Annotated in this window: 16 protein-coding genes; all 16 read right to left on the bottom strand. The window is 52.9% G+C overall.

Going from position 1 to position 23,353, the window contains the following annotated elements:
- Positions 1-176: 176 nt before the first annotated feature.
- Positions 177-3,029, bottom strand: a complete 2,853-nt coding sequence (locus tag H567_RS27325) for a PAS domain S-box protein (protein WP_051184892.1) — start codon at positions 3,027-3,029, stop codon at positions 177-179.
- A 23-nt stretch (positions 3,030-3,052) separates the two neighbouring features.
- Positions 3,053-6,562, bottom strand: a complete 3,510-nt coding sequence (locus tag H567_RS27320; RefSeq protein ID WP_051184891.1) for a PAS domain S-box protein — start codon at positions 6,560-6,562, stop codon at positions 3,053-3,055.
- 67 nt (positions 6,563-6,629) lie between these two features.
- Positions 6,630-7,427: a PAS domain-containing protein gene (locus tag H567_RS0114115; RefSeq protein ID WP_028321897.1), complete on the bottom strand. Its 798-nt coding sequence runs from the start codon at positions 7,425-7,427 to the stop codon at positions 6,630-6,632.
- Positions 7,428-7,801: 374 nt separating this feature from the next.
- Positions 7,802-9,214 carry an MBOAT family O-acyltransferase gene (locus tag H567_RS0114110; protein WP_028321896.1) on the bottom strand — a complete coding sequence of 471 codons (1,413 nt, stop codon included), beginning with the start codon at positions 9,212-9,214 and terminating at the stop codon, positions 7,802-7,804.
- Entirely contained in the window at positions 9,204-10,310 is a 1,107-nt protein-coding gene (locus H567_RS0114105; RefSeq protein WP_153306203.1) for an SGNH/GDSL hydrolase family protein, read from the bottom strand. Before H567_RS0114105 ends, H567_RS0114110 begins: the two co-directional genes overlap by 11 nt.
- A gap of 455 nt (positions 10,311-10,765) precedes the next feature.
- Positions 10,766-11,680 (bottom strand): hypothetical protein, encoded by a 915-nt coding sequence (locus H567_RS0114100; protein ID WP_028321894.1) that lies wholly within the window; start codon positions 11,678-11,680, stop codon positions 10,766-10,768.
- Between the two features lie 244 nt (positions 11,681-11,924).
- On the bottom strand, positions 11,925-12,284 hold the full coding sequence (locus H567_RS27315; RefSeq protein ID WP_051184889.1) for an MBOAT family O-acyltransferase: 360 nt from the start codon (positions 12,282-12,284) through the stop codon (positions 11,925-11,927).
- A gap of 78 nt (positions 12,285-12,362) precedes the next feature.
- Complete coding sequence (locus tag H567_RS27310; RefSeq protein ID WP_084517332.1) at positions 12,363-13,124, bottom strand: MBOAT family O-acyltransferase; 762 nt, start codon at positions 13,122-13,124, stop codon at positions 12,363-12,365.
- A 558-nt stretch (positions 13,125-13,682) separates the two neighbouring features.
- A complete protein-coding gene (locus H567_RS0114090) occupies positions 13,683-14,657 on the bottom strand; it encodes an acyltransferase family protein (protein ID WP_279614994.1) in 975 nt (324 codons plus the stop codon).
- Positions 14,650-15,828 (bottom strand): glycosyltransferase family 4 protein, encoded by a 1,179-nt coding sequence (locus tag H567_RS0114085; RefSeq protein ID WP_084517328.1) that lies wholly within the window; start codon positions 15,826-15,828, stop codon positions 14,650-14,652. Before H567_RS0114085 ends, H567_RS0114090 begins: the two co-directional genes overlap by 8 nt.
- An 8-nt stretch (positions 15,829-15,836) precedes the next feature.
- Complete coding sequence (locus tag H567_RS25030) at positions 15,837-16,595, bottom strand: glycosyltransferase family 2 protein (protein WP_051184886.1); 759 nt, start codon at positions 16,593-16,595, stop codon at positions 15,837-15,839.
- Positions 16,596-16,626: 31 nt separating this feature from the next.
- Positions 16,627-17,586, bottom strand: coding sequence for a GDP-L-fucose synthase family protein (locus tag H567_RS25025; protein WP_035254531.1), 960 nt, complete (start codon positions 17,584-17,586; stop codon positions 16,627-16,629).
- Between the two features lie 325 nt (positions 17,587-17,911).
- Positions 17,912-19,504, bottom strand: coding sequence for a hypothetical protein (locus H567_RS0114070; RefSeq protein WP_153306201.1), 1,593 nt, complete (start codon positions 19,502-19,504; stop codon positions 17,912-17,914).
- Between the two features lie 26 nt (positions 19,505-19,530).
- Positions 19,531-20,796, bottom strand: a complete 1,266-nt coding sequence (locus H567_RS0114065) for an O-antigen ligase family protein (protein WP_035254530.1) — start codon at positions 20,794-20,796, stop codon at positions 19,531-19,533.
- Between the two features lie 67 nt (positions 20,797-20,863).
- Positions 20,864-22,180 (bottom strand): phenylacetate--CoA ligase family protein, encoded by a 1,317-nt coding sequence (locus tag H567_RS28610; RefSeq protein WP_153306200.1) that lies wholly within the window; start codon positions 22,178-22,180, stop codon positions 20,864-20,866.
- A gap of 3 nt (positions 22,181-22,183) precedes the next feature.
- Positions 22,184-23,353: a glycosyltransferase gene (locus tag H567_RS27305; protein ID WP_028321889.1), complete on the bottom strand. Its 1,170-nt coding sequence runs from the start codon at positions 23,351-23,353 to the stop codon at positions 22,184-22,186.

The raw sequence follows: 23,353 nt of genomic DNA, 5'->3' as shown, positions 1-23,353 counted from the left end.
CACTCATCCCACCGCAGGCATCCATCCAAATCATCCTGTCTTTTCGACGTCCGGGGGATCGCACCGGAGCGAGGTCTTTCAGGGTATAACGCGCCGATTCTCCGGATAAACGGTCTGAACTCTGAGACACCGCCGGGAACCCGGTCGGAGAAACCGGTGCGCCGCCCCCTTGTCCGCTAAGGGACCTCCCCCAGCACCTCCCGCAGCTTGCGCGCCAGTTCGGCCGCCGTGAAGGGCTTGGAGATGAAAAGGGTCTTCTCCCCTTCCCCGTTTCCCCGGAAGACGATCTCCTCGCTGTAGCCGGACATGTAGAGGACCTTCGCCTCCGGATACCGCTCCTTGAATCGCTCGGCGGTCTCCTGGCCGCTGAGGCCGGGCATCACGACGTCGGTCAGCAGCAGGTCCACCGGTCCACCGAACTCCTCGGCCACCCGAAGCGCCTCTTCTCCGCTCCCGGCCGCGAGGACCTTGTAGCCTGCCACTTTCAGCATGTATTCGACCAGTTCGAGGAGCCACTCCTCGTTTTCCACGAGGAGAATGGTCTCGGACCCGTAAAACTCGAGCGGCTGGTTCTCCGTGCGCCGCACCGCTTCCCCCTCGGCCGTCTGCGGCAGGTACACCTTGAAGGTGGTCCCCTGCCCCGGCTCGCTGTAGGCCCAGATGTTCCCGCCGCTCTGCTTCACGATCCCGTAGACGGTCGACAGCCCCAGGCCGGTGCCGAAGCCGGGCTTCTTGGTCGTGAAAAACGGTTCGAAGATCCGCCCCATGACCTCCTTCGGGATCCCCGATCCCGTATCGCTCACCGCCAGCATGACATACGCGCCCGGCCGCACCCCCACGTGCCGCGCGGCATACTCCTCGTCGAGTTCCACGCTGCGGGTCTCGATCACGATCTCGCCCCCGTCCGGCATCGCATCCCGCGCATTGACCACCAGGTTCATGACGACCTGCTCGATCTGCCCCGGGTTGGCCTTGATGCGCTCGAGCCCCTCTGCGGGCACGAACCGGATCGAGATGTCTTCCCTGACCATGGGGCGCAGCATGTTCATCATCTGCTCGATCAGGTCGTTCAGGTTCATATGCTCCACCTGCAGGACCTGGCCGCGGCTGAAGGTGAGCAGCTGCCGCGTCAGCCGCGAGGCCCTGCCGCAGGCCTCCCGGACAGATGCCGTTGTAGCGCGCAGCGGCTCGGTCTCCGGCAGCCCGCTCTCCAGGAGATCGACATAAAGCTCGATAACCGTCACCACATTGCTGAAGTCGTGGGCGATCCCGCCCGCCAGCCGCCCCACCGCCTCGAGCTTCTGCGCCATGTAGAACTGCTTCTCGAGGTGCGCGGCCTCCTTCCTCGCCTCGACCGCAGCCCTGCCCTGGGCGATCGCGTCGAGGGCATGGGCCAGATCGGCGGCCATGTCACAGAAAAGCGTCCGCTCCTCCTCGTCGACCGCATGGCCCCTCCCGCGGACCACGAGCACATACCCGTAAAGGGTCGACCCATGCTGGATCCGGCTGCACAGACAATCCTCCCGCCCGCCCGAGGAGTCCTCCCCGGAGCCTTCCCCAATCCAATCCCGTATCTCGCCGTTCAGGGCCTTCGCGACCCACCGCTCCAGGGCCGCCTCCTCCCCCGCCGTCGCTACGCTGAAGGGCATACCCTCCCCCTGGGGCTGGAGCGCGATCAGCGCCGCCCTGTAGCTCCGCCAGGTCACCAGGATATGGCAGACGGCCTCCGTCAGCCGCTGCGGATCCGTCTCTCTTCCAATCCACCGCGTCACCTCCCGCAGGGCGTGGAGCACCCGGTTCAGGTGCTCGATCCGCTCCTCCGCCTCCCTCCGCCCGGAGATGTCCCGCACCAGGGAGAGGAGCCCGGCGATCTTCCCTTCCGCGTCGCGCACCGGCGCAGCCACCACCTCGGCAAGGAACGTGCCCCCGTCCTTCCGCCGGGTCACGAGTTCGTAGAAATCGACGACATAGGTGACCTCCCGGTTGTAGTGCAGCTTGCCGTGCTCGAGGAAGGAGTCCTCGTCCGGGTGGAGGAAGCGCGTCGACCTGCCCAGCACCTCCCAGGCCTCCCAGCCGAAGATCCGCGTGAAGGACGGGTTGACCTGGAGGATCCTCCGGCCGGTGTCCGTGTAGATCATGGCGTCGGGCAGGGCCTTGAAGATCTGATCGACCTCGGCGCGCTTGTTCCTGAGCTCGGCGATGGTCTGTTTGCGCTTGGTAATGTCGCGCAGGATGGCCAGATTGGCCGGCGCCCCCCGGTATTGGATCAGGCCGGCGTTGATCTCCACGTCCGTGGCCCCCCCGCCCCTGCGGGGAAGTTCCAGTTCGAGGAGCCCCTCGACCGGCCTTCCGGCCATCCGGCTCCGATGCCGATCGAGCACCAGGGAGGCATCCTCTTCCTTCACGAACTCCGTAAACGGCCGGCCCTCGATTTCCGCCTTCGAACACCCCACCCAGCCGGCGAACATGCTGTTGCACAGCTCGATCCGCTCGTCCTGGATGATCATGATGCCGTCGTTCGCGCGCTCGACCAGACTCCGGTACATCTCCTCGCGCTCCGCGAGCGCGTCCTGCGCCGCCTTCTTCTCCGTGAAATCCTCGAGCAGATTGAGCGTCGCGGGCCTGCCTTCCCAGTCGATCCGCACCGTCTTCAGGTGGACCCACCTGACCGAGCCGTCCTGGCGGAGAATCCGGAAGGGGTAGCTTTCCGGCGGCTTTTCGTTCTTCAACCGCTGAAAATGCCGCTCAACCACCATCGCCCGATCCTCGGGGTGGATGAAATCGGCGAAGCTAGACCCCCGCAGCGTCTTTGCGTCGTAGCCGACCAACTCCAAGGCCTTTGCATTCCCGAACTCGAACCGGCCATCCTGGGCGACAAAAATCCCGTCGTTCGCATGCTCCACCAGCACGCGGTACTTCTCCTCCGATCGGCGCAGCTCCTCCCCCGCCGCACGCACCCGGCGGAGGTACCAGAGATGGACCGCCAGCAGCAGAACCACAACTGCCGTCACAACAACAAGCGTCGTCATGTCAACCTCGCAAGGTCGTTCGTTCAGTCCTGATCGAACAATAGGCGGATCTTGACCGCAAGATCCTTCATGGTGAACGGCTTCTGGATGAATGCGATCCCCTCGTGGATCATCCCGTGGTGAGCGATGACATCGGCGGTGTATCCAGACATGAAGAGGCAGACGAGACCGGGGTGCGTCGACAGGATTTTATCTGCCAGATTCTTCCCGTTCATCCCCGGCATCACCACATCCGTGAGGAGCAGGTCTATTTCGTCTGCATGCTTGTGCGCGAGCATGATGGCTTCTTCGGGCGAAGAAGCGCTCAGCACGCGATAGCCCAACCCCGCAAGCATCCTGGCCGTCATTCGGAGCGCCGCAGGCTCGTCCTCGACCAGAAGAATGGTCTCGCTGCCGCGCGGGAGCGAGGCGTCCAACACCGCTTCCTGCGGCTGCATCTCCTCCCCGCAGTGGCGCGGAAGATAGATCTTGAAGATGGCGCCCTTCCCGGATTCGCTCTGCACATCGATCCAGCCCCCGTTCTGCCGCACGATGCCGTACACGGTGGGCAGGCCGAGCCCGGTCCCCTTGCCGACCTCTTTCGTCGTGAAAAACGGCTCGAACAGATACGGCAGGGCCTCCTTGTCCACGCCGCAGCCGTCATCGCTCACAGACAACAGGACATACTCGCCGGAGACAGCCTCCGGGTGATCGTCGTATTGCGCGGCCACCAGATGGACATTCCGCGTTTCGATGACGATCTCCCCGACATCCTCGATGGCATCCCGGGCGTTTACGCACAGGTTCGCCAGTATCTGATCGACCTGCGACGGGTCGATCAGGATCGGCCAGAGATTCCTCCCCGGGTGCCAGAGCAGGGCGATGTCCTCCCCGATCAACCGGCGCAGCATCTTCAGGAGGGGTTCCACCGTTTCGTTCAAACTGAGGACCCTGGGCTCCACGACCTGTTTCCTCGCAAAGGCGAGCAACTGCCGCGTCAAGAGCGCAGACCGCTCGGCAGCCCCCTGAATCTCCCGCAGACCCGCCGCCATGCGGTCGCCCGGCTCGAGCTTTCCCAGCAGGATTTCAGCGTGCCCCAGGATCACGCTCAACATGTTGTTGAAATCGTGGGCGACACCCCCCGCCAGACGCCCCACGGACTCGAGCTTCTGGGCCTGCGAAAGCTGTTCCGAAAGCTCCTTCCTCTCCTTCTCCGCCTCCTTCCATACGGTCACATCCTCCATGCTGGCCATGAACCCGACGAGCACTCCATCGATATCACGAATCGGTGCAACGGACAGCCTCCCATCGAACCGCACCCCGTCCTTCTTCCGCCGGACGACCTCGAGGCCCGAGATCACCTCCCCCTCGGCGACCCGCCTCCGGATCGCCTCGAACTCGCGCGCCTTCTCCTCCGGAACGGTGGGCAGCGGCTTCCCGACGACCTCATCGGCGCTCCAGCCGAACAACCTTTCCGCCGAAGCGTTCCATGAGAGGACACCACCCTCCAGGTCGACGGCATACAGCGCCAAGGGCGAGCACTCGATCATAGCCTTCTGCAGTTCTTCGCTCTCCCGCAGCCTCTCGTCGACCCGCTTGCGCTCGATGGTCTCCCACGTCACATCGGCCAAAGCCGCCACCCGTTCGGCGTCTTCTTCCGTGTAAGGCACGGGCTTGTTGCCCACACCGAGGATCGCGACGACGCTTTCTTTCCGCAGCACCGGCACCAGTAACTCCCGGACCAGTTCGGGATGGCCCTCCGGCAGCCCCTTTTTGCGGGGCAGGGCCTGATAGTCGTTGTGGATCACGGGGTTTTTCGCCAAAACGCAATCCGCCCAGACGCCGGCCCGATCGAGGGTGCAGTGCAGTTGCTTCGCCTCCACCCGGCAAATCTCCGTGGTCGAAGGCGACCATTCTTGAAGCGAGATGGATTTCTGGTCGGCCGCCACGAGGGCGAAAAAGGCCGTCGGGCTCCGCACGAACGTGCTGATCTCGTCCAAGGCACGCTTCAACACCTCATCCAGACTGTGGTCGGCCGCGAATTCGATCAGATCGAGCTGGATCTGCGTCATACGCTCGGCGTGTTTGCGGGCGGTGATATCCATCAGCGTGCCGCAGACCCGCAAAGGCCGCCCCTCCGAGTCGCGTTCCGTCACGCGCCCCCTGTCCAGCACCCAGATCCAATCGCCCGACTTGTGGCGGAGCCGATGCTCCGTCTCGTAAATCTGCGTCATACCCACCAAGTGAGCATGAAATCGCCCGATTACATACGACTTGTCCTCCCGGTGGACGAGCGCTTCCCAACTGCGGAGATCGGGTTTGATCTCGCCCGCCGCATAGCCGAGCATGCGGAACCAGCGCCGATCATAGATCATCGTGTCGCTCGGCACATCGAAATCCCAGGTGGCCGATTCAGCGGCTTCCACGGCCAGCCTCAGACGCTCTTCGCGATTTCTGAGCGCCGCCAAGCCTGCCTTACGCGCGCTGATATCCCTCCAGGAACCAGCCATTCCCACGACCTGCCCGTCCTTGACAACAGGGCTCTGCCTGCACTCCACCCAGACCGGATGGCCGTCCTTGTGCACGGCCTCGATCTCATAGGGCGGCTGGGCCTCGCCCGTCTCGAAAGCGGCCGCGGCCCGCTCCTCGGCAATCTGGTTCAGGGGGTTGTCCGTCATCAAGTCCCCCCAACGGGCCATGGCCTCTTCCGGCATGTACCCGAGCACCGTTTCGATCTGGGGGCTCAGATAGGTCGGAACCCCCTTCGCATCGCAGGCATAGAAGACGGAGGTGCTATGTTCGACGATGCCGCGGATCCGCTCCTCGCTCTGCCTCAGCCGCCTCTCTGACTTTTTCAAGATCCCGGCGCCTCCCCACAAACCGGCGAGGCCCAAAATCCCGATCGCCGCGTGCGCCAGAACCACCAGCATCCGATGGTCGCCGAACGCCGCGATATGCGCCGAAAGCGGGGTCGACACACTGATACCCCCGCCGATATCCCCCTCCCGATAGCCCTCCGACCCATGGCATTTGAGGCACTCCTGCTCGACCACGAAAGGCCGCATGACCCTGAGATGCGGCTCCCCGTCCAGGACCTCGACCGACTCGACCTTCTTCACACCCCTTTCGAAGGCCTTCAACGCCTCCGCCTCCCAAGGGTCCGGCCCGTTCTCCGGCCGGAGCGGATTCAGGCTCGTGATATGCCCCCGCAGGCCGTACCGCTCGCGCCCCAGTTCATGCACCTGGCGGGTCATGTAGGCCGGACTGACCAGGGTGAAGGTCTTTCCATCCGTCGTGGTGATATCCCGCTCCGGCAAATGGCTCAGATACGGGTTCGGCGGGGTCGTCTCCGTCGGCGGCACGTAGACCCCGCCATGCATGGACACCCACCGGCGGTAAACGACGTCCTTCTCAATCGAGGCGGCGGCCTCCGATTCGGCCAACACCATCAGCGAGCGCCGCATCTGCCACTGACTCCATACGGCCGACCCGATGATCCCGAACACCCAGATCACCCCCGCGGTGATCGCCAGTACCTTCCGGATATTTTTCATCGCAAGAACCGTCCCTTCAAGACCTCGATCTGCGGCCAAACCTCTTTGAGCCCGTTTTTCCAACCCCTCACCCGCACAGGACCCAGCCCATGACCTCTCCCTGCGCCTCCCAGGCCGACACGGCCCAGGGCCGGCTGCCCCCGCCCGAAGACCCGCTCAACTCCACCTTCCGATGGCTCCGATCGAGCAGGGCCGAGCGCATCGCACCGATGAGCGCCCCCCGCGATTCCTCCGCAAAAAGGCTGGCAATGTGCCGGTTCACGATCTCCGCAGCCGGCAGACCGAAAAGCTCGAGCGCGGGCGGATTGGCGCTCAGCACCCTGGCATCCTTGTCCACCACGACCACTCCCATCGCCAGACTCTCGAGGATGCTCCGCTCGCCCTTCAGGACCTCCATCAACTCGACCGCCGGCTGATTGAACCCTGCAGCCTCATCCCGCTCCTCCGGCTCGAAGAAAAACCTCGGCGGGGGCCGGCCGCCGGTTTCGATGTAGCCGAGCAACCTCTGCACCTGTTCGGACATCTGCTCGAGCGGCCCCTTCGCCATGAAGTAATCGGCTTCGATGCCGTCGAGCTGGTCGGTCAGCTCGACAAACAGCCCCGATACCGCCACAACCGCCTTCGGCTGCACGGGACAGTGCCTGCGGATATACGCGATGACCGCCCGGCCGTCGATCTTGGGCATGATGATGTCGCAGAAGACCAGGCTGAAAAACCCGTCCTGCAACCGCGCAATGCCCTCCTTGCCGTCATAGGCCCTGTCGGCCGTGTAGCCGCGCTCATGCAGTTGATCGACCAGGAACCTCACGAAGAAGTAATCGTTGTCCACAATCAAGGCATTCGGGAAGAGCGCATGCACCGTCACCCCGACATCACCTCCTTAAGCGCCAGCTCGGCCGCGCCGCTAATGACAACCCCCGGCAAGAACCAGGCCCGCCCTCTTCAACGCCCACCCCCGCTTATGGCAAGGGCGGTCTTCACCTCTTTCCAGGTAAAGACCGCCCTTGCCGCAACCGCATCGCCATGGTAGGATACGGGCATCCTGCTTCGAAGGAGCCGTTTCCGCACACTAACACCCCGCTCGGGCCGATATGAAACGCAGACTCACAGTCCTCATTCCCCTTCTATACCTTATTGTCACCGGCTGCTCCCTGGCCCCCATCGAGGCTTACCCCGGCCCGGATCTCCCCGAAGAGCGCCTGGCCCTGATCATTCACGGGAACCAGGAGTACCGCTCGATTAGAACTGGGAATAAATGAATGGTTCAAACTCGGTTGGAACAAAGACCAAGCAGAGGTAAAAGATTAGAAACAGGGTAGTCATAGAGAAAAAGTTATTTTTTTCAAGAATCATCACCGATTGGAATCTGGTCAGGTAGACCCCATGTAAAATGGCAACCGTTGATATCAGAAAGATAGCCAAGGGCGGATACCAGCCAAATCCGTTGTCTAATCTGAATAGGGCGCGAATGACTGTACCCGCCTGGCTAAAAGAACTGGCCTTGAAAAAAACCCACGCGATTATTATAAAAAACAATGTGCTAGTCCATTGAAGGAACCTAAAGCCGACTTCATTTTTATTTTGTAGAGTAGAAGCCATGGATTTTTGTTCCCCACGGATCATTCGTTCCACTACCAGGGCCACACCATGCATTCCCCCCCACGCCACAAAAGTCCATGCAGCACCATGCCATAATCCACAAAGCAGCATGGTTGCCATCAGATTCACATAGGTGTGAAGACTTCCATGTCGATTGCCACCGAGAGGAATATAAACGTAATCTCTGAACCATAAAGAAAGCGAGATATGCCAGCGACGCCAAAATTCCGTGATACTCGATGAGAGATATGGAATCCTGAAGTTCTCGTTCAGATCATAACCGATGACACGCGACAAACCTATGGCCATGTCCGAATAACCTGAAAAATCGCAATAGATCTGGACGGTAAATGCAACGACCCCGAGCCATACCGTTGGAGCATTCAGCAAATCCGCATTTATAAAAACTGTATCAGCAAAAGCTGCCAAGCGGTCTGCGACAAACATCTTTTTCGCAAGACCTATGACAAATTGTCGGACCCCCTGAAATACTCTTTCTTTCGACTGTACCGGAACGGCATTTAACTGCGGCAAGAAATCGCCGGCACGAACAATTGGACCAGCAACCAGTTTTGGGAAATATAGAACAAACAGTAAAAAATCACCGATATCTCTGCAAGCTTTCAAATGGCCACGATAAACATCGATAACGTAGCTCATCACACTAAAAGTGTAGAAAGAAATACCCAAAGGTAAAATGAGATTCAGCGTACCAACATCCAGACCAATTTCCATTAATGCGACGCTGAATACTTCAATGAAGAAGTTCACATACTTGAAACAGCCTAGCAATCCAAGATTAAGAACAAGGCAAACAGCCAGAATGGCCTTTTTCGAAAGCTGGTGCTTATTTGTGCCGAGCATCCGCCCGGTGACGTATCCGCTCAAACCTTGTGCTAGGATTAGCGTTAAGAATCGCCAGTCCCAATAAGCATAAAAATATGCGCTTGCAAGTAACAGAACACTTTTTCTGGATCGATTATGCCTGATAACAAATAACAGAAAAAGAATAATAAAGGTAAAAATTATAAATTCTAACGAATTAAAAATCATTTAAAGGCACAATCTTCTCAAGTGCACCACAGATCGCCTCGGCTGTTAATAGGTGCCCAAATTCGTTCAGATGTCCAACAGACAATTGCCCGTTGTGAAATCCACGTGCAAACCGACGATTTAACTTAACGCCATCAATGAATTTATAAGTCAAATCCACAAATAGAATTTCATGTTCATCACATATTGAGCGGAACTTAGCGATTAAACCCTCTTGATCATCAACACATATAATCTCTCCGTCACTCAGTCTTGGGATTTCAGGTAAATAGACGATTATTAATGGTTGCCGTGATGTCTGTCTGAGCTTAGAAAGTGCAAAATACCATGCATTGATAAGGGACCTGGTGGGAACAGACCAATCCTTGCTTGCCAAAAGCTCAACTTTCTGCACAATCGGGCCTGGAATAAACCGCAGCCCATGGGTGGAAAGACGTTCGCGCAAAGCCCGGATTGGCTGCCATAAAGCCAAAAATGGGTAGCTGCACCCAGCAGTGTCAACCTTTCTCAGCAACTCGTTTTTTCGCTTATCAATTTTTTGGTGGGGAATAAAGGCGAAGTTCGGTTCGAGAAAGCTCGTTCCATCAGGAGTGATATCCTTAAGGCCATGTTCGCCAAGGACAATGATATGTGCGACAGGCGTTATAATTTTTTCTAATCGTGGAATCAGGTAAACATAATCAGCAACAGACCAGTAGCTTTGCGCCATTCCGAAGAAACGAATCCTTCCTTTATGGTTTTCATTCCAAATATTCGTAGCCTGTTGAGACAATTTGCATGAATCAGGTACTTGTAAGGCCTCTACATGTGAATCTCCCCAAATACTGACGACAGCACTGCTTCCAGCATCCATCGACAGGTTACGGATGCCGCTGATACCCATTTCACCAAAATGGGTATCAGCCCATCCTTCGTCACGTTCGCGATGAATATAACCTCCGGAAAAAACGAATATATTTAGTTCATCGTTCCAATCGTAAACTTTTAAATTGGAAATGAAGAAAGGGGCGGTTAGACATACAAGAAGCAAGGCAACAACTGCACTTAAAAGCACAAGAGTAAGTTGTTTTAATAAATAGGCCGAGATTTTTGTCAATATAAAAATCCGATGTTTACCAATGATCCTAATCCTTCACGAACCGGATCAGGCTTCGATAGGACAAACCGGCTCGAGAAGTAAGGGATGCCCGGAGTGAGGGGAGTGCTCTCCCAATAAGTCCATTTCCTGGCATGACTCCCGTAGAACCCAGCATTGCGGAGGTTATCGAAAAACCCCAACCCGGTCGCTGTGCCCCCTGGCCTGCTCTATCAGGATAAAGGTCCCCACGATGTTGCTGGGCTGGAAGAAGACGATGCCTTGTCCAGTCGAAGCTTACTCCCCCGTGCCCTTGCTCTGCTGCGCTCGAGAGGCTGTTTTGTTGATGGAAAACGCCCCCTGCCCCTGATATGGCACCTCGTTACAACGCAAGACTGAAACGCACAGGATGCCTCGCTCGCCGCAATCAAAAAGGTGTTTTACCCTGACGGTTAACTCTCCGCACCCAGTGCACATCACCCCTCGACCGGCCGACCAGATCTATGCCGTAGGATCGTCTCCATTGAAGACACATCCATGTCCGTGGAGTCTGCAGACGAGCGTATCTCACCGCCCTCCCAAAAAAGCCTTTTCAGATCCACAATCAGCCTGCCGGTCAAAATCTCATTCCCTTCTCCGTTCAGATGGCGCAGGTCGTAGAACCATTCATGCCGGTGCTGATAATCCCGATTGTAGTCCAGAAAGACCACCTTGTCGTTTTTTCCGGCCACGTCCCTGAACACCTGCAGGACCCCCTCCTGGCCCTCCGGATCGATGGCGTTCAGGAGATCCGCCACCGGGATGTACACCAGGACCACCGTGATTCCTCTTTTCGTCAAAAAATCGATGGTTTCGAGAAAGCAGCCCCGCGCATCGGGGTTGTTGCGGATCCCCCGCGCCGCCTCTCTTTCTAGGAACCCCTGAAGATCTTCTACCCGCATCCGGCTGGTCTTCTTGTTTTCGACCCTGCCGAGCAAGCCCCTCAGCGCCACGTTGATGGTCTGGTCCCGGAAGCGGGTCGTCCGGATCGCTTTGGCCGAGTAAAATTCCTCACAGGTCACCTCCCGCCGGAGATAGCGGCACATGACCGGGTCGTCGATATAGGGCAAAAAGAGCGTGTAAGACGCGGAGCTGAGCCCTTCCGTGTCGAACAGCCGCGGGTCCACATCGTAGATCACCGTCTTCACCGAAGGCTGCCTCTCCACGAACTGCCGCACCATCCACAGCCGGTCCAACGCATTCGCCCCGGCCGTGGCATACTTGGCCACGGGTACGCCCAACTCCCGCTCCAGCCGCTCCGCATCTACCCCCAGAACCATGTGCGAATGCCCCACACACAGGATCTGCGCCGCCTTGTCCAGCCCGTAGTACCGGTCCCTGCCCTGTTTCAATACATGGGAGATACCGATGTCCCCCGCAAAGAAGAGGGTGCCGATGATCAGGGCCTTGATCAGGTGCGCTTTGATCTTCCCTCCTCATCAACCCGGGTAGTCAGCACTTCTCTCTTCGATGGGGCAAAAAAAGGATCCTACGGCCCCTCCCCTCGGATTCCAACCGGACAGGCTGCGGCCTGCAAGCCGCCGCCCTCAAGAAACCACAACCCTTCCAGGTCTCTCCTTTCTGCACCATCCCCTTTCAGAATTGAAAGTAGATGAACTGCCGGCTGCTCACCCCCAGGAGGGTGATCGCCAGGAGCCCCAGCGCATATCCGGGGTAGCGCAGGAACGGGGGGATCGCCTGGACCAGGTTCACCCGCTTCCGCGCCCCCGCATAGCTAAGCCATTCCAGACCGGCAAAGACACCCGCAGCCGCAAAGGCGAGGAAGGTGGAAAACTGGCTCGAGAGCATACGCACCGGCAGTTCGACATCGATGAACATGTTCCGGATCAGCACAAAGGCCTCTCCACTGCTCTCCGCCCTGAAAAACACCCAGGCCAGGGACACAAGGTTGAAGGTGACGAACACCTGCATCTCCGCCTCGAACCGGCCCTTCATTCCAATCCTACGCCGCCCTCGGTCTCGCACCGTCACTGTGTACTTGCCAATCAGGTAAAAAACGCCGTGCAGCCCGCCCTAAAAGACGAAGGTCCACGCCGCTCCGTGCCACAGACCGCTCAGCAGGAACACCAGCATGATGTTCAGTGCCCATCGACCCGCAGCCGCCCGGTTGCCGCCAAGGGGGATGTACACATAATCCCGGAACCACGATGTTAGGGTGATGTGCCAGCAGCGCCAGAACTCCCGGACGGATTTCGCCATATAGGGGAAATTGAAGTTGCGGCTCAGTTCGATGCCGAACATCCTTCCACAGCCGATGGCCATGTCCATGTAAGCGGAAAAATCGCAGTAGATCTGGAGGGAAAACATCCATGCGCCGATGATCGCCGTTTTCCCGTACATCCCTTCCGGATCGCCGAAGACCATATCCACATACATGCCCATCCGGTCTGCGACCACAAGCTTTTTGAACATCCCCCAGAAAAAAAGCTGGACCCCTGACACAAAAAGACCGCTCTGAAACAAAAACGGCCTTTTGATCTGGGGCAGCAGCGCCACCCCCCGTTCGATGGGACCTGAGATCAGCTTGGGGAAAAACGCCAGATAGAGGGCATACCTCACCAGGCCGGATTCAACCGCAATCCTCCCCTTGTAGACATCCGCGCAGTAGGATACAGCCTGAAACGTGTAAAAGGAGATCCCCACCGGCAGCAGCAGATCGAGATGATGTACGGCCCAGGGCCCGGCCCAGACGGAACGCAGCGAGTCGTTGAAGAAATTGTAGTACTTGAAAAAGGCCAGCGGCAGGAGGTTGAGCACCACCGCACCAATCAACACCTGCTTTTTTTACAGAAGTACGCCTCGGGCTTCTGAGTGCACGAAGCCCGCAGGACAGAACTCGGAGCTTCGATATCCGTGGCGGATGCCATCCGAATTCCAGCCAGAAAACTGACGAGGGTGACATACACGAGCACCAGCACAAACCACGGCTGCCACCAGGCGCAGAACAGGCAACTGCCGGCCAGGAGGACCCCAGGGCCGAACCGGGCGGGGGCAACGCGCCAGACGATTAGCAGGCCTGTAAGGAAAAAGTAGAATTCGAGGGAGGTGAAAAGCATACGGCAGGATGTAAGAAAACCGAGGCCAGAAGCGTCGGCCTGTGGGGGCCTGACGCCGAGTGGGTTACCGTTTCTTGCTTACGAAGGGATCCGCCCTGTTGAGTCTTCTGTTGATTATACACCTGATGGCCGGGTTTCCGTCGGTTACCCGACTGCAATCTTCAAAAAAGAGATAGTGCCAGTCAAGGGCATAGTCGAACCAGGTTCGGTTTCCTCCATTCAGTGGTTCATCCCTCTACTCTCCGAATTCGGACATCGGATATCGGGCCTCTGGCCGCTAGCCATCCGACTTCCGGCCACTAAGACGTCCTTCGATGATGCTAAACCATAAAGGGAGCATCGTTCCTAAGATCGTCAGAATGACGATATATATCCGGGGAGGGATACAAGAATCGAGCCCAACTCGATGATAGACCAAATAAAAAATGCCAATGACCAAGGAGTTTAGGAGATAGATATAGAAGGAATGCCTGCCGATGCTTTGAAGCAGCTTGATTTTTCCAACCCACCGGCTAGAGGATACATACAGAATGCTGACAATGCCTGCGACGCTGGTCGCCTGATACATAACCGTCACTGTATGGGTAAACACATTCACCCAGAGAAGCGTGAACAGGCATAGAAAAGGCAAGCCCCATCTGGGTAAAACCGTTTCGAAAAACCCCATATGGTCGGCCATCAAGCCCCCGGTGATGAAAAAGAAAAAGTATTTGCCGACCAGATTCAAGGAAAAGATGTATGGCAATGGAACAAACGTCAGCATAAAAGCAGCCAAGGCTATCAAGTACAGCAACTTTCGGGGAAGTATTTTCAGTAGGGGTATGACGGCATAAAAGATGAGCAACACATACAGGTACCAGAGGAAACCGGCGCTGCCCCGGATAGGTGAAAACAACATCTTGTATATCTGAGCGGGAACATCCTCGATCCCATATTTCTTCAAATACAAATCCGTAAGGATATAGAAAACCGACAACAGAAAATAAATGGGAATGAACTTCCGCCCCCTTTTGAAAAGATATTGTCTGTAAGCCTTAACGGACTCGATGGGTCTATAGGCATAAAAAACCAAAAACCCGGACAAAAACATAAAAACCGGCATATGAAACTGGTAGAGAAAATCCCGAAGTGGGCCATAAATGGCATCTTGTCTGAAATCTTCGAAATAGTTGTGTCCGAAGACAACCAAGACCATCGTGATCCCGGCAGCCGTATCGAACCTGTGCAATCTCGGTTTGGGCGGTTCAGGCACGATGGGGAAGGATAGGGGCAGGGGGTATAACTCTGGTAAAAACTTCCAGGAGTTTCCGATAAACCGCTTCCTGGCTGTAACAAGTCCCCGCTTTGATCCGCCCGGCCTCGCCCATTCTGAGGCATTCAGACGGATCAGCATAAAGCCGCTGAATGGAGCCGGCCAATTCAGAAACATTGCGTGGTTCGACCAGCAGCCCGGTTTTTTCGTGATCCACGATTTCACGCACCGCACCCAACCGGGATGCAATGACCGGCTTGCCGGCTGCCATGGCGCTTGCGATCACATTGGGGAACCCCTCGAAACAGCGCCCGGGGAAGACGAGGATTCGGGACCGCCGGTAAAATTCATCCAGCGCACTCCCCGTGAGGAACCCCATCCAGCAGACATTTTTCGGTGATTTGTCCGGCAGGCCCGGCATCTGGTCATAGTTGCCAGCCAAGGCAAATGGGACTTCCGGGAGCCGTTCCGCCGCTGCAACAAAATCCTCGATCCCCTTTTCCGCGCTGATACGGCCCACAAAGGAAACCAGAACGCCCGGATCGCTGGAGGATGGCTTCGCTGACAGAGGGGCGACGTTGGGCACGACTGCCAGTCGTTCCGGGGCGATGCCGCCTTGAATAAATCGCTGCCGCTGAAACTCCGACAACACCACAAACATGTCCACGTGATCCACAATCCGTCTGCTGATTCGCGCCGCTGCATTGCGCAGCGCATATCCCAGACTTTTAAACAGATCGTCTTCGCAGTTCCGAATCACGCACCAGTATTCTTTCCCCCCCAAACAGCGCTCGCAAACCTCTCCGTGGCACAGATGAAGCCCATTCGGACAGAACAGTCTATAATTAGGGCAACGCATGATAATCGGAATGGCAAATTCGCGCAACACCTTTAAAATAGAAGGCGAAAGAAACGGATAGAGGTTTTGGACCAAGGCGGCATCGACAGGGTGCTCGCTCAAAAATAAACGCAACGCCTGTGCGGCCCCATGGCTGTGAATCCCGGAATAAAAAGCCCGGACTTTTCCCCGAATACCCTCGATCCCCGCAGAAGAGCGCAGAAACCACGAAACTTGATGAGCATTTTCCTCCAGCATGCCCGCAATGGCCCTGAGTGCATGTTCTTCCCCGCTGATAGCGCCGTATTGATTATGTAATAAAAGCAACCGCATCCGAAGCCTTAACGCAATTCATTTTGTGAAAACCGAATTTTACTCCGTTTTAGGAATTTATGCTTCAATGCCGCAAGATCAATTCGAAGAAATGCCGATCCCCCAGATATTTTCATGTTGGCGATCTTTGGTGATCCATAGCTTCTAGCACTATAATGAACAGGATAGTTAACAATCTTCATGCCGAGATTCCAAGCTCCAAAAATTAGCTCATGGTCACCGAATGGATCAATGTTGTTCAGAAATCCCTCTTCGCACAATTTGATGAAATCATCCTTTCTCATCCCCTTCGTCCCGCAAAGCGTATCTGACAGCCATGTCCCTACAATAAAGCTCACCAGCAACGCAAATAACCGGTTTGCCAAATAGTTCAAAAATTGCATAGCTCGCTTTTCCATAGGGTAGCGAAAACGTGTTGCATTGACAAAAATGTTTTCTGATTTCGAAAGAATTTCATAAGCTCCGAGCAACTCTTCTGGAGGGACAGTAATGTCACCGTCAAGAATGATAACAACTTTACCCATTGCGCGTTTAAAGCCTTGCCAGACAGCGGCGCGCTTACCTTTACCCTCCTGCGTAAAGTAATGAATACAGCGATTAGGATACGCAGATGCTACTCTTTCTAACTCGGCCATGGTGCCATCCACTGAGTGGCCATCCACAAATAGCAACTCAGTTTCAACACCAAAGTTGGGCATTCGGCAAACGGCCGGTTCGATGTTTCCCTTTTCTTCTTTGGTAGGGATTAGTATTGTCAGTTCTATCATATGAGGATAGTTTCTTCTAAAGGTTCAATTTTCATAGCCTTGCCTTGGCAAAATTCCCCCGATACCAATCTACGGCCTTCTTAACTGCGGCGGGAAGCGGTGTAAATTTAAAATCCGGATAACGTTCCATCAGCTTGCGATTAGACACCGTTCGCTGAAACTGACCGTCTGAATATTTGGTATCGAACATCAATGGCTTAAAGTAACCAAATGCGTCCGCCACATACTGTCCAATCGTAGCGATGCTCACCTCCTGACTCTCATCAGGTGATAGGATTAACGGCTCTGCTTCGTCATAATGGAGGTATGCCCAGATAAAGAGTCTTGCAACATCAAGAGAGAAGATGAATTGCCGCAAAGGACGGCCTGAACCCCAGACAACGAAATCACCACCATTATTCATGGCTGCATGACATTTCCGAATAAGTGCAGGAATGACGTGGCTATTTTCAGTCGAGAAGTTATCATTGGGTCCAAAGATATTTGTCGGTGCGAGTGTAATATAATTTTGCTTATATTGTTTACGATAATATCTAGATTGCACATCTAGCATTCGTTTCGCATACGCATAGCCCTCATTAGAAGGATGGGGCGGTCCCATATGAATCATGGTTTCATCGATAGGCAATCTAATATGATCACTCAGACTCAGTTCCGGAAAAATACAGGTGGAAAGGCAGGATACCAGTTTTTCTACATTAAATTCTTTGCAGCACTGCATTATATGCATATTCATCAGCAGGTTTTTTTCGAGCATTTCAACCCCGTGATCCATGTTTTTATACAAACCGCCAACATCTGCAGCAAGATGGATTACGCCGTCAGGACGAACTTTCTCAAAAAGCGATAGGGTGGCTGTCTTGCTACAAAGGTTAGCATCACCAATATCCACGAATATAAAGCGGTACCCTTCCACCGGTTCGCGGGAAACTATTTGTTGTATTGCATAACCAACGGTTCCGTGACCGCCCGTGACCATAATTTTTTTCATAATTCCACTCCTTTATAATTTTATCCCAAATTAAGCGATTCCACCGACGTCAACGGTTCGTCGGTTCGCCGGCGACTGTATGTGATAAAGGTGCTACGTGTCAGGAAAGTTCTCGTGAGAAGCGATGGATATTCGATATGATCGGCAGAAAAAGACGATTTAGCGCGCGGAAATTACAATACAAGCACTGAAACAGACACTACAGGCACAAATATACAAATTGTAGTAACTTAAATGGGTGGTTTTGCGTCAGTTAACCATATACGTCGGTACCGCACCAAATTCTAAAGGAATTTTTATGCTTTAAAATCGCTTCATCAAGGCTTTAGAAAATTTCTGATGCGATCGATATAAGTTCGTGATCATTACTTCTATATACAGTTATTCCAAATAACCTTAACTCATTTTTTAAATTCTCAGTCAAATCAGGATTCGTTTTACTTAGCAAAATAAATCTGGCTTTGTGCCTTTTGATTAATAGCTCCCGCGCATGCAATTCTGTTTTGACATCAAAAAACTCTCGGATTTCATCACAGCGGGCTTTAATATCACTTACGAATGATTCGTTAGTCGAAGTCGCTATGACCTTCCCTCCAAAGGAGGGGACCATATCCGCATTGTCCAACCCTGTAATGACAACATCTTGAGATGACACATAATCTTTAAGAAACGTAAGGGATTCATAGGTGCTATCCCTTCCAGGATGAAACCTATAAATTCCTAACGCAAGAAAATACAGGCTCATGGCGATTATGACCGCCCTAGTGAATTTGAAAATCATGGCAGTTCTAAACCGCATCAACTTTCCCGACGTAGTCATTTGAATTGCCCGGGCAAACCATTCCCCAAGGACAAAATGAAGAATGAACATTATCTGAACAATAATTCTACCATATCCATAATTTTTAGTAATATATCCATAAACATATATAATTGAAAACATCACAGCCATGTAGCCCATTGGATCATATCGATTATAACGCAATCTAGAGATAATTAAAGGCAATCCCAAAAGCGCCGGCCCCATTCCTAATAAAACATTGTGGTACATCCAATAATTGCCAAGATGATAACTTACAGACTTTCCTGGGGCAACAACATCAAAAAAGGGATAATAAGGCCATAGCTGTGCCAATCCAAAACCGCCAACCACTGCCCCGCATATCAGCAACGCTGGCATCAGGCATCCCTTGGCCAACCGACTGAGAGCAATCGCTCCCAGGCCCGCCACAAGGCCCATCCCTGTTTGAGGGTTGGATAAGAGCACTATTCCCGAAATAACTGCCATAGAAAAAATCTTTACCCACTTATTCTTCCCTTCGAGGGTGATCGCCCATCCCCAGACAATGAGCGTACAAGCGATGGAAAATGCTGAAGGATAGGGTATAACATTTCCAATGGCCTTTAAATGCAGAAATCCACTCCACATCCACGGATATGGACCCCACATAACCAACGAAAATAAGATGGCATAAAAGGGCGTATCTTTTGCAGTGCTGATCCTGGTAACAAAAAATCGCATAGCATAAAACCAAAACGCAAGATTTAGAACCGCAAAAGATGATAAAACTATGATTGGATGTATCGCTAATAGCCGAGCCAAAAAAGCCAGGACGAGCAAATAGGGAGAATACATTTCATAAGGAGTATTGATATTTAGTCTCGGATGCCCTGGATCAACGAAATTGTCAGACAATGCCGCTACAACAGCAGAATGTTGCCAAAAGTCGCCTTGCCAACGTTGGTTATAAATTTGGCCTATTACAAGTGCCAATACAATTATGAACAGGATAATAAACTTATATTTATAAGCAATTTTGCCCAATGAAAGAATACAATTCTGGGGAAACGAACTTAAAACGGTCAGTCGGTTCATCGCCAGAAAAACTTTGAAAGACTTAGTATTTTTATTATGCACGCCATCCATTCATCAGAACTGACGTATCAAATTTTCTTGGTGGTTTGCTGATAATAGGAAAAATGCTGAAGCGCCAAAAAACTCGAAAAAACAATAATTGGGACTGCCCAAAAATTACCAATAAAAGGAGATCCGAGGCAATTTACCAATCCTGCTGCAAACATTGCCCTGCAGCCAAGCGCGCTTTTCATTCTGATTTTGGTGGCCTTAATGTTTTCAGTGATAAAATTATAAAAGAACAAAAAAAACAGTGAAAGACCAACGAAGCCAATAGCGAGAAGGATATCCAAGAATATGTTGTGCGCGGTATTCGCGTAAAAACCGAGCGTGCGGGTCGCTATACCAAAACCACAACCAAACCAAGGATGATCAAAGACAAGAGGCCAGTAATATTTAAAAACGCTGACTCGCCCACTCCCGCTCATGACCCCTTCATAATTCTTGCCAGGAAAGAAAATCTGGAACATGGCGCTTTGCAAATCATCTGCGCCCGAGATCATCATGAAACTAACTAAAACAAGAAATAACAGAAGCGAAAAGGCCAGAAATCGATTTCTTTTGCTGAAGATGGCAGTCAGAACCCCAAAAGCCGCCCCGATGTTGCTGCTTGAACTGGTCGATATTACCAAAATGCCAAGTGATAATACGGCCAGCCTCCTAAGCACCCTTTTTCGTTCCTCATCGGGAGAAGTAAGCAACTCACCGAAGCAATAAGCGAAAATCATGGCGGCACTTGCAGCATCAATATGAAGTCCGGCGATTGATGAAACGCCCGTTTCCAACCACCTGCCACCATAAAATATAAACAGCGCACCAACGGCAAGAGTCAAGGCGCCCTTTTCAAGATTTTTTTGGCTGAAACAAGATAGCGATACATAGATTGCAAAGATGCTTATTAATACTTCATACGCTCTATACCCGCTGTAACTTGGCATTGGCGACCAAATCATACTTACAATGCCTAAACAATACATCGCGAGTAGGAATTCACCGCTGACAGGGAAAAATCTCTTGATAGAGGGATTTCCCTTTGCAAGCTTTTTCAGCACCAGGATCGTCATTATCCCAACTAAAATTATATCTACAAGCGCAAATGAATCGACGGTCGCGAAATTTTCCGCGGACCTTCCTCGGCGCAGCACCATCCTCCGAAAGGCAAGCCCCCAAATGCACAACCATATAGGTAACGCCCCTTTCAATTGATTCCAATAGGCAGCGGATTTATCAACTCGCTCAGTGGCGTTAGAATGGGTCAGCGGTTTCTTATATGCATCACTCATAGTTGCATACATGATATCAGAATACTTCTCTAGGAGAAAAATTTAATTTTTGAAAAAATGCAGCACAATAAATTTTAAGTCATTGCTCGAACTCGGTCGTTATCCACCTATGCTTGCCCGCTATAGATCGGCTCAATTCTGGTTTGTAGTCTAAATCGATAGAAATTGATTCACACAATGCGGTACGGATAGACGTTTTTAACCAATTTTCCTTTTTCAATGATAATGGTTTGCTGTCATTTGTTGTGATTGTTATGATTATTCGGAAATCGCGCCTCTGATGAACATTAAAAATCAATATATCGCTTAGTTGTTCTATGCAGTGTGTAATCATTTCTCCGTGGCAGAATCTTCCAGAAGGTGTTCGCAAAAAATCGTGGGTCCGACCTTTTATTTCTCCAAGAATTTCGCGACCATTATTCCCGCGCTCTATTTCTTTAGCCGTCATATCTCCAATTTGATATCGAAATAGAGGAAAATGGCTATCCCTTAGTTGCGTAACGATCAAGTCATATCCACCTGAGGGATTCTTGGAAGTGTCTACTAAAACGGAATTCTCGAAAATATGATAACCTCCCGAAGGATGTTCATACGCAATCATTCCACATTCAATACTTCCATATTCGCCCACTGCCGGACATCTTAAAATTTGGTCAATTATTTTTCTATGTTGTGGCAATATGGGCTCAGCTGCTAAAAACGCCGCTTTAAGGGTCTTTCCCAAGGGGGGGCGATCTGAGTTGGCCATCGCAAGCAGGAATGCTGCAGATGAATACGCATATAAAGATGCTGGTTGAAACGCGTCAATCTTATCATAGTATCTTCGCAACGATGATTCGTCTATTTGGTATGCGCTTAGTCTCATCCTCCGTCGCGCTTTATCGGTAATTGGGACCATAAGCCTATGATAAGTTCCTATCATTCCATGGCCAAATGTATGGGAATGCCCCCAAATCATCGCCTGCTTATCGAAAGGATCAACTCCCCACCACATGCGCGCCCAATACTGATCCCTCAAGCTTTCCAGATGTCCTTTGAGTTTCCAATATACCCTGGTTGGAATGCCAGTGGATCCCCCGGTCGACATCCATTTCCCTCGTGCGTGCCCATTCAACAAAAAATGTTTTGGATGTCTTGAAACCGCATTTTTGGTCGTTATTGGCATCAATGAAATATATTCTTCTATAGAAGAGAATGTTTCAGGTAAATTATGCTTCTTTTTTATACGTTGATAATACTTTGAGTTATTCTGAGCTTTTAGCCACCGCTCGTTAAGTTTTCGTAACCTTATATAATCTCGATCGGTCTTGGATAAACTCATAAATGATTCGCGCTTTTTGAACTCTTCTTCAAGCGGCCAATATCGGGGAAAAATCAATTGTAATAGTGATCTCATTATTTACCTTTTAAGTGCGATCCTGCAGGCATTTAGGATCGCCTTGGCCGCATGGTCCGGTGTATGGTTTTGCACGATCTCAAACGACTTTCTGCCCATTTCCGGGAGCCGGTCTCGCCCTGCCAGACATTTTTCAAGGCAGGAAACCGTATCCATTGAATCCAACGGATCAAAGACCCACCCGTTTTCAGGCGTGACCAGTTCCGGCCAGCAGCCGTTGTATCTAGAACACATGATGGGCAGTCCGCAGGCCATCGCCTCCGGCACAACCAAACTCCAGTTGTCCTCCAGCGTTGAAATCACGAAAACATCCGCAAGCCCATAGTACTGATGAATATGGCTATAATCAATCGCCCCAGCAAAAGTGACATTACGCAAGTTTGCCTCGCGGCAGATCGCCTCCAGATTCCCACGTTCAGGTCCATCGCCCACAACCAGCAGGTGAGGCTTCGCGTTATCTGCCCAGGCAAATCGTTTCCATCCTTCCAAAAACTCCGCTATTCCTTTGAGTTTGATGAGTTTGGAAACCGACAGGAAGACCACTGCATCCAATGGGATGCCCAGGCTTTGACGAAGCGCCGATACCTGGTCCAGCTGAAGATTCTTATGCTTATTATGGAGTTCTTTGACATCCGCCACCATGTGACCAATGGTAATTCTGTCCTCAGACATGCCCAATGATCGCGCATAGCCCCTTGAGAGACTGCCGTTGACACACATGGCATCAACAAAGGCTATAACCGCTTTTCGAAATATCCTACGGTACCACTGGGCATTACGTTCTGTATGCGTCGTACGTTCATAGCACACCACCAGGGGAATACCTTCTACTATCCGATAAACCAGTGCAGCCAGGGTCCATTGGGAGAAGCCGTCGCCGATTAACACATGAGGCTTGGATTTTCTAATCTCTCTCAGGATGCCCGGTTGCCAGGGTATGCGCAGTCGGGTGTTGGAAAACTCGCTGGTTATGTTGCCGTGAAAGCCCAAGGCACGCTCCCCTGCAAGGCCCACAGCCCGCTCGCCCAATATGTTACGCGCCCGCTGTATAACCCGCTCAGGGATTTTATCCGAAAAAACCACGCTCAACCTCCCCTCAACCAACTCATCAAGTGTCTCAAACACAGGCACCCGGTAGTCGAGGAAGGACCGGCAAACATAGGTAATTCGCAT

Source organism: Desulfatiglans anilini DSM 4660 (assembly GCF_000422285.1).
GTDB lineage: Bacteria > Desulfobacterota > DSM-4660 > Desulfatiglandales > Desulfatiglandaceae > Desulfatiglans > Desulfatiglans anilini.
This window is presented reverse-complemented; position numbering and strand designations above follow the sequence as displayed.

Bases quoted from the DNA above. Each gene is read 5' to 3' on its own strand.
- H567_RS27325 (WP_051184892.1), bottom strand. From the start codon at position 3,029: ATGACGACGCTTGTTGTTGTGACGGCAGTTGTGGTTCTGCTGCTGGCG.
- H567_RS27320 (WP_051184891.1), bottom strand. From the start codon at position 6,562: ATGAAAAATATCCGGAAGGTACTGGCGATCACCGCGGGGGTGATCTGG.
- H567_RS0114110 (WP_028321896.1), bottom strand. From the start codon at position 9,214: ATGATTTTTAATTCGTTAGAATTTATAATTTTTACCTTTATTATTCTT.
- H567_RS27315 (WP_051184889.1), bottom strand. From the start codon at position 12,284: ATGAAGGGCCGGTTCGAGGCGGAGATGCAGGTGTTCGTCACCTTCAAC.
- H567_RS0114085 (WP_084517328.1), bottom strand. From the start codon at position 15,828: ATGCGGTTGCTTTTATTACATAATCAATACGGCGCTATCAGCGGGGAA.
- H567_RS25030 (WP_051184886.1), bottom strand. From the start codon at position 16,595: ATGATAGAACTGACAATACTAATCCCTACCAAAGAAGAAAAGGGAAAC.
- H567_RS25025 (WP_035254531.1), bottom strand. From the start codon at position 17,586: ATGAAAAAAATTATGGTCACGGGCGGTCACGGAACCGTTGGTTATGCA.
- H567_RS0114065 (WP_035254530.1), bottom strand. From the start codon at position 20,796: ATGTATGCAACTATGAGTGATGCATATAAGAAACCGCTGACCCATTCT.
- H567_RS28610 (WP_153306200.1), bottom strand. From the start codon at position 22,180: ATGAGATCACTATTACAATTGATTTTTCCCCGATATTGGCCGCTTGAA.
- H567_RS27305 (WP_028321889.1), bottom strand. From the start codon at position 23,353: ATGCGAATTACCTATGTTTGCCGGTCCTTCCTCGACTACCGGGTGCCT.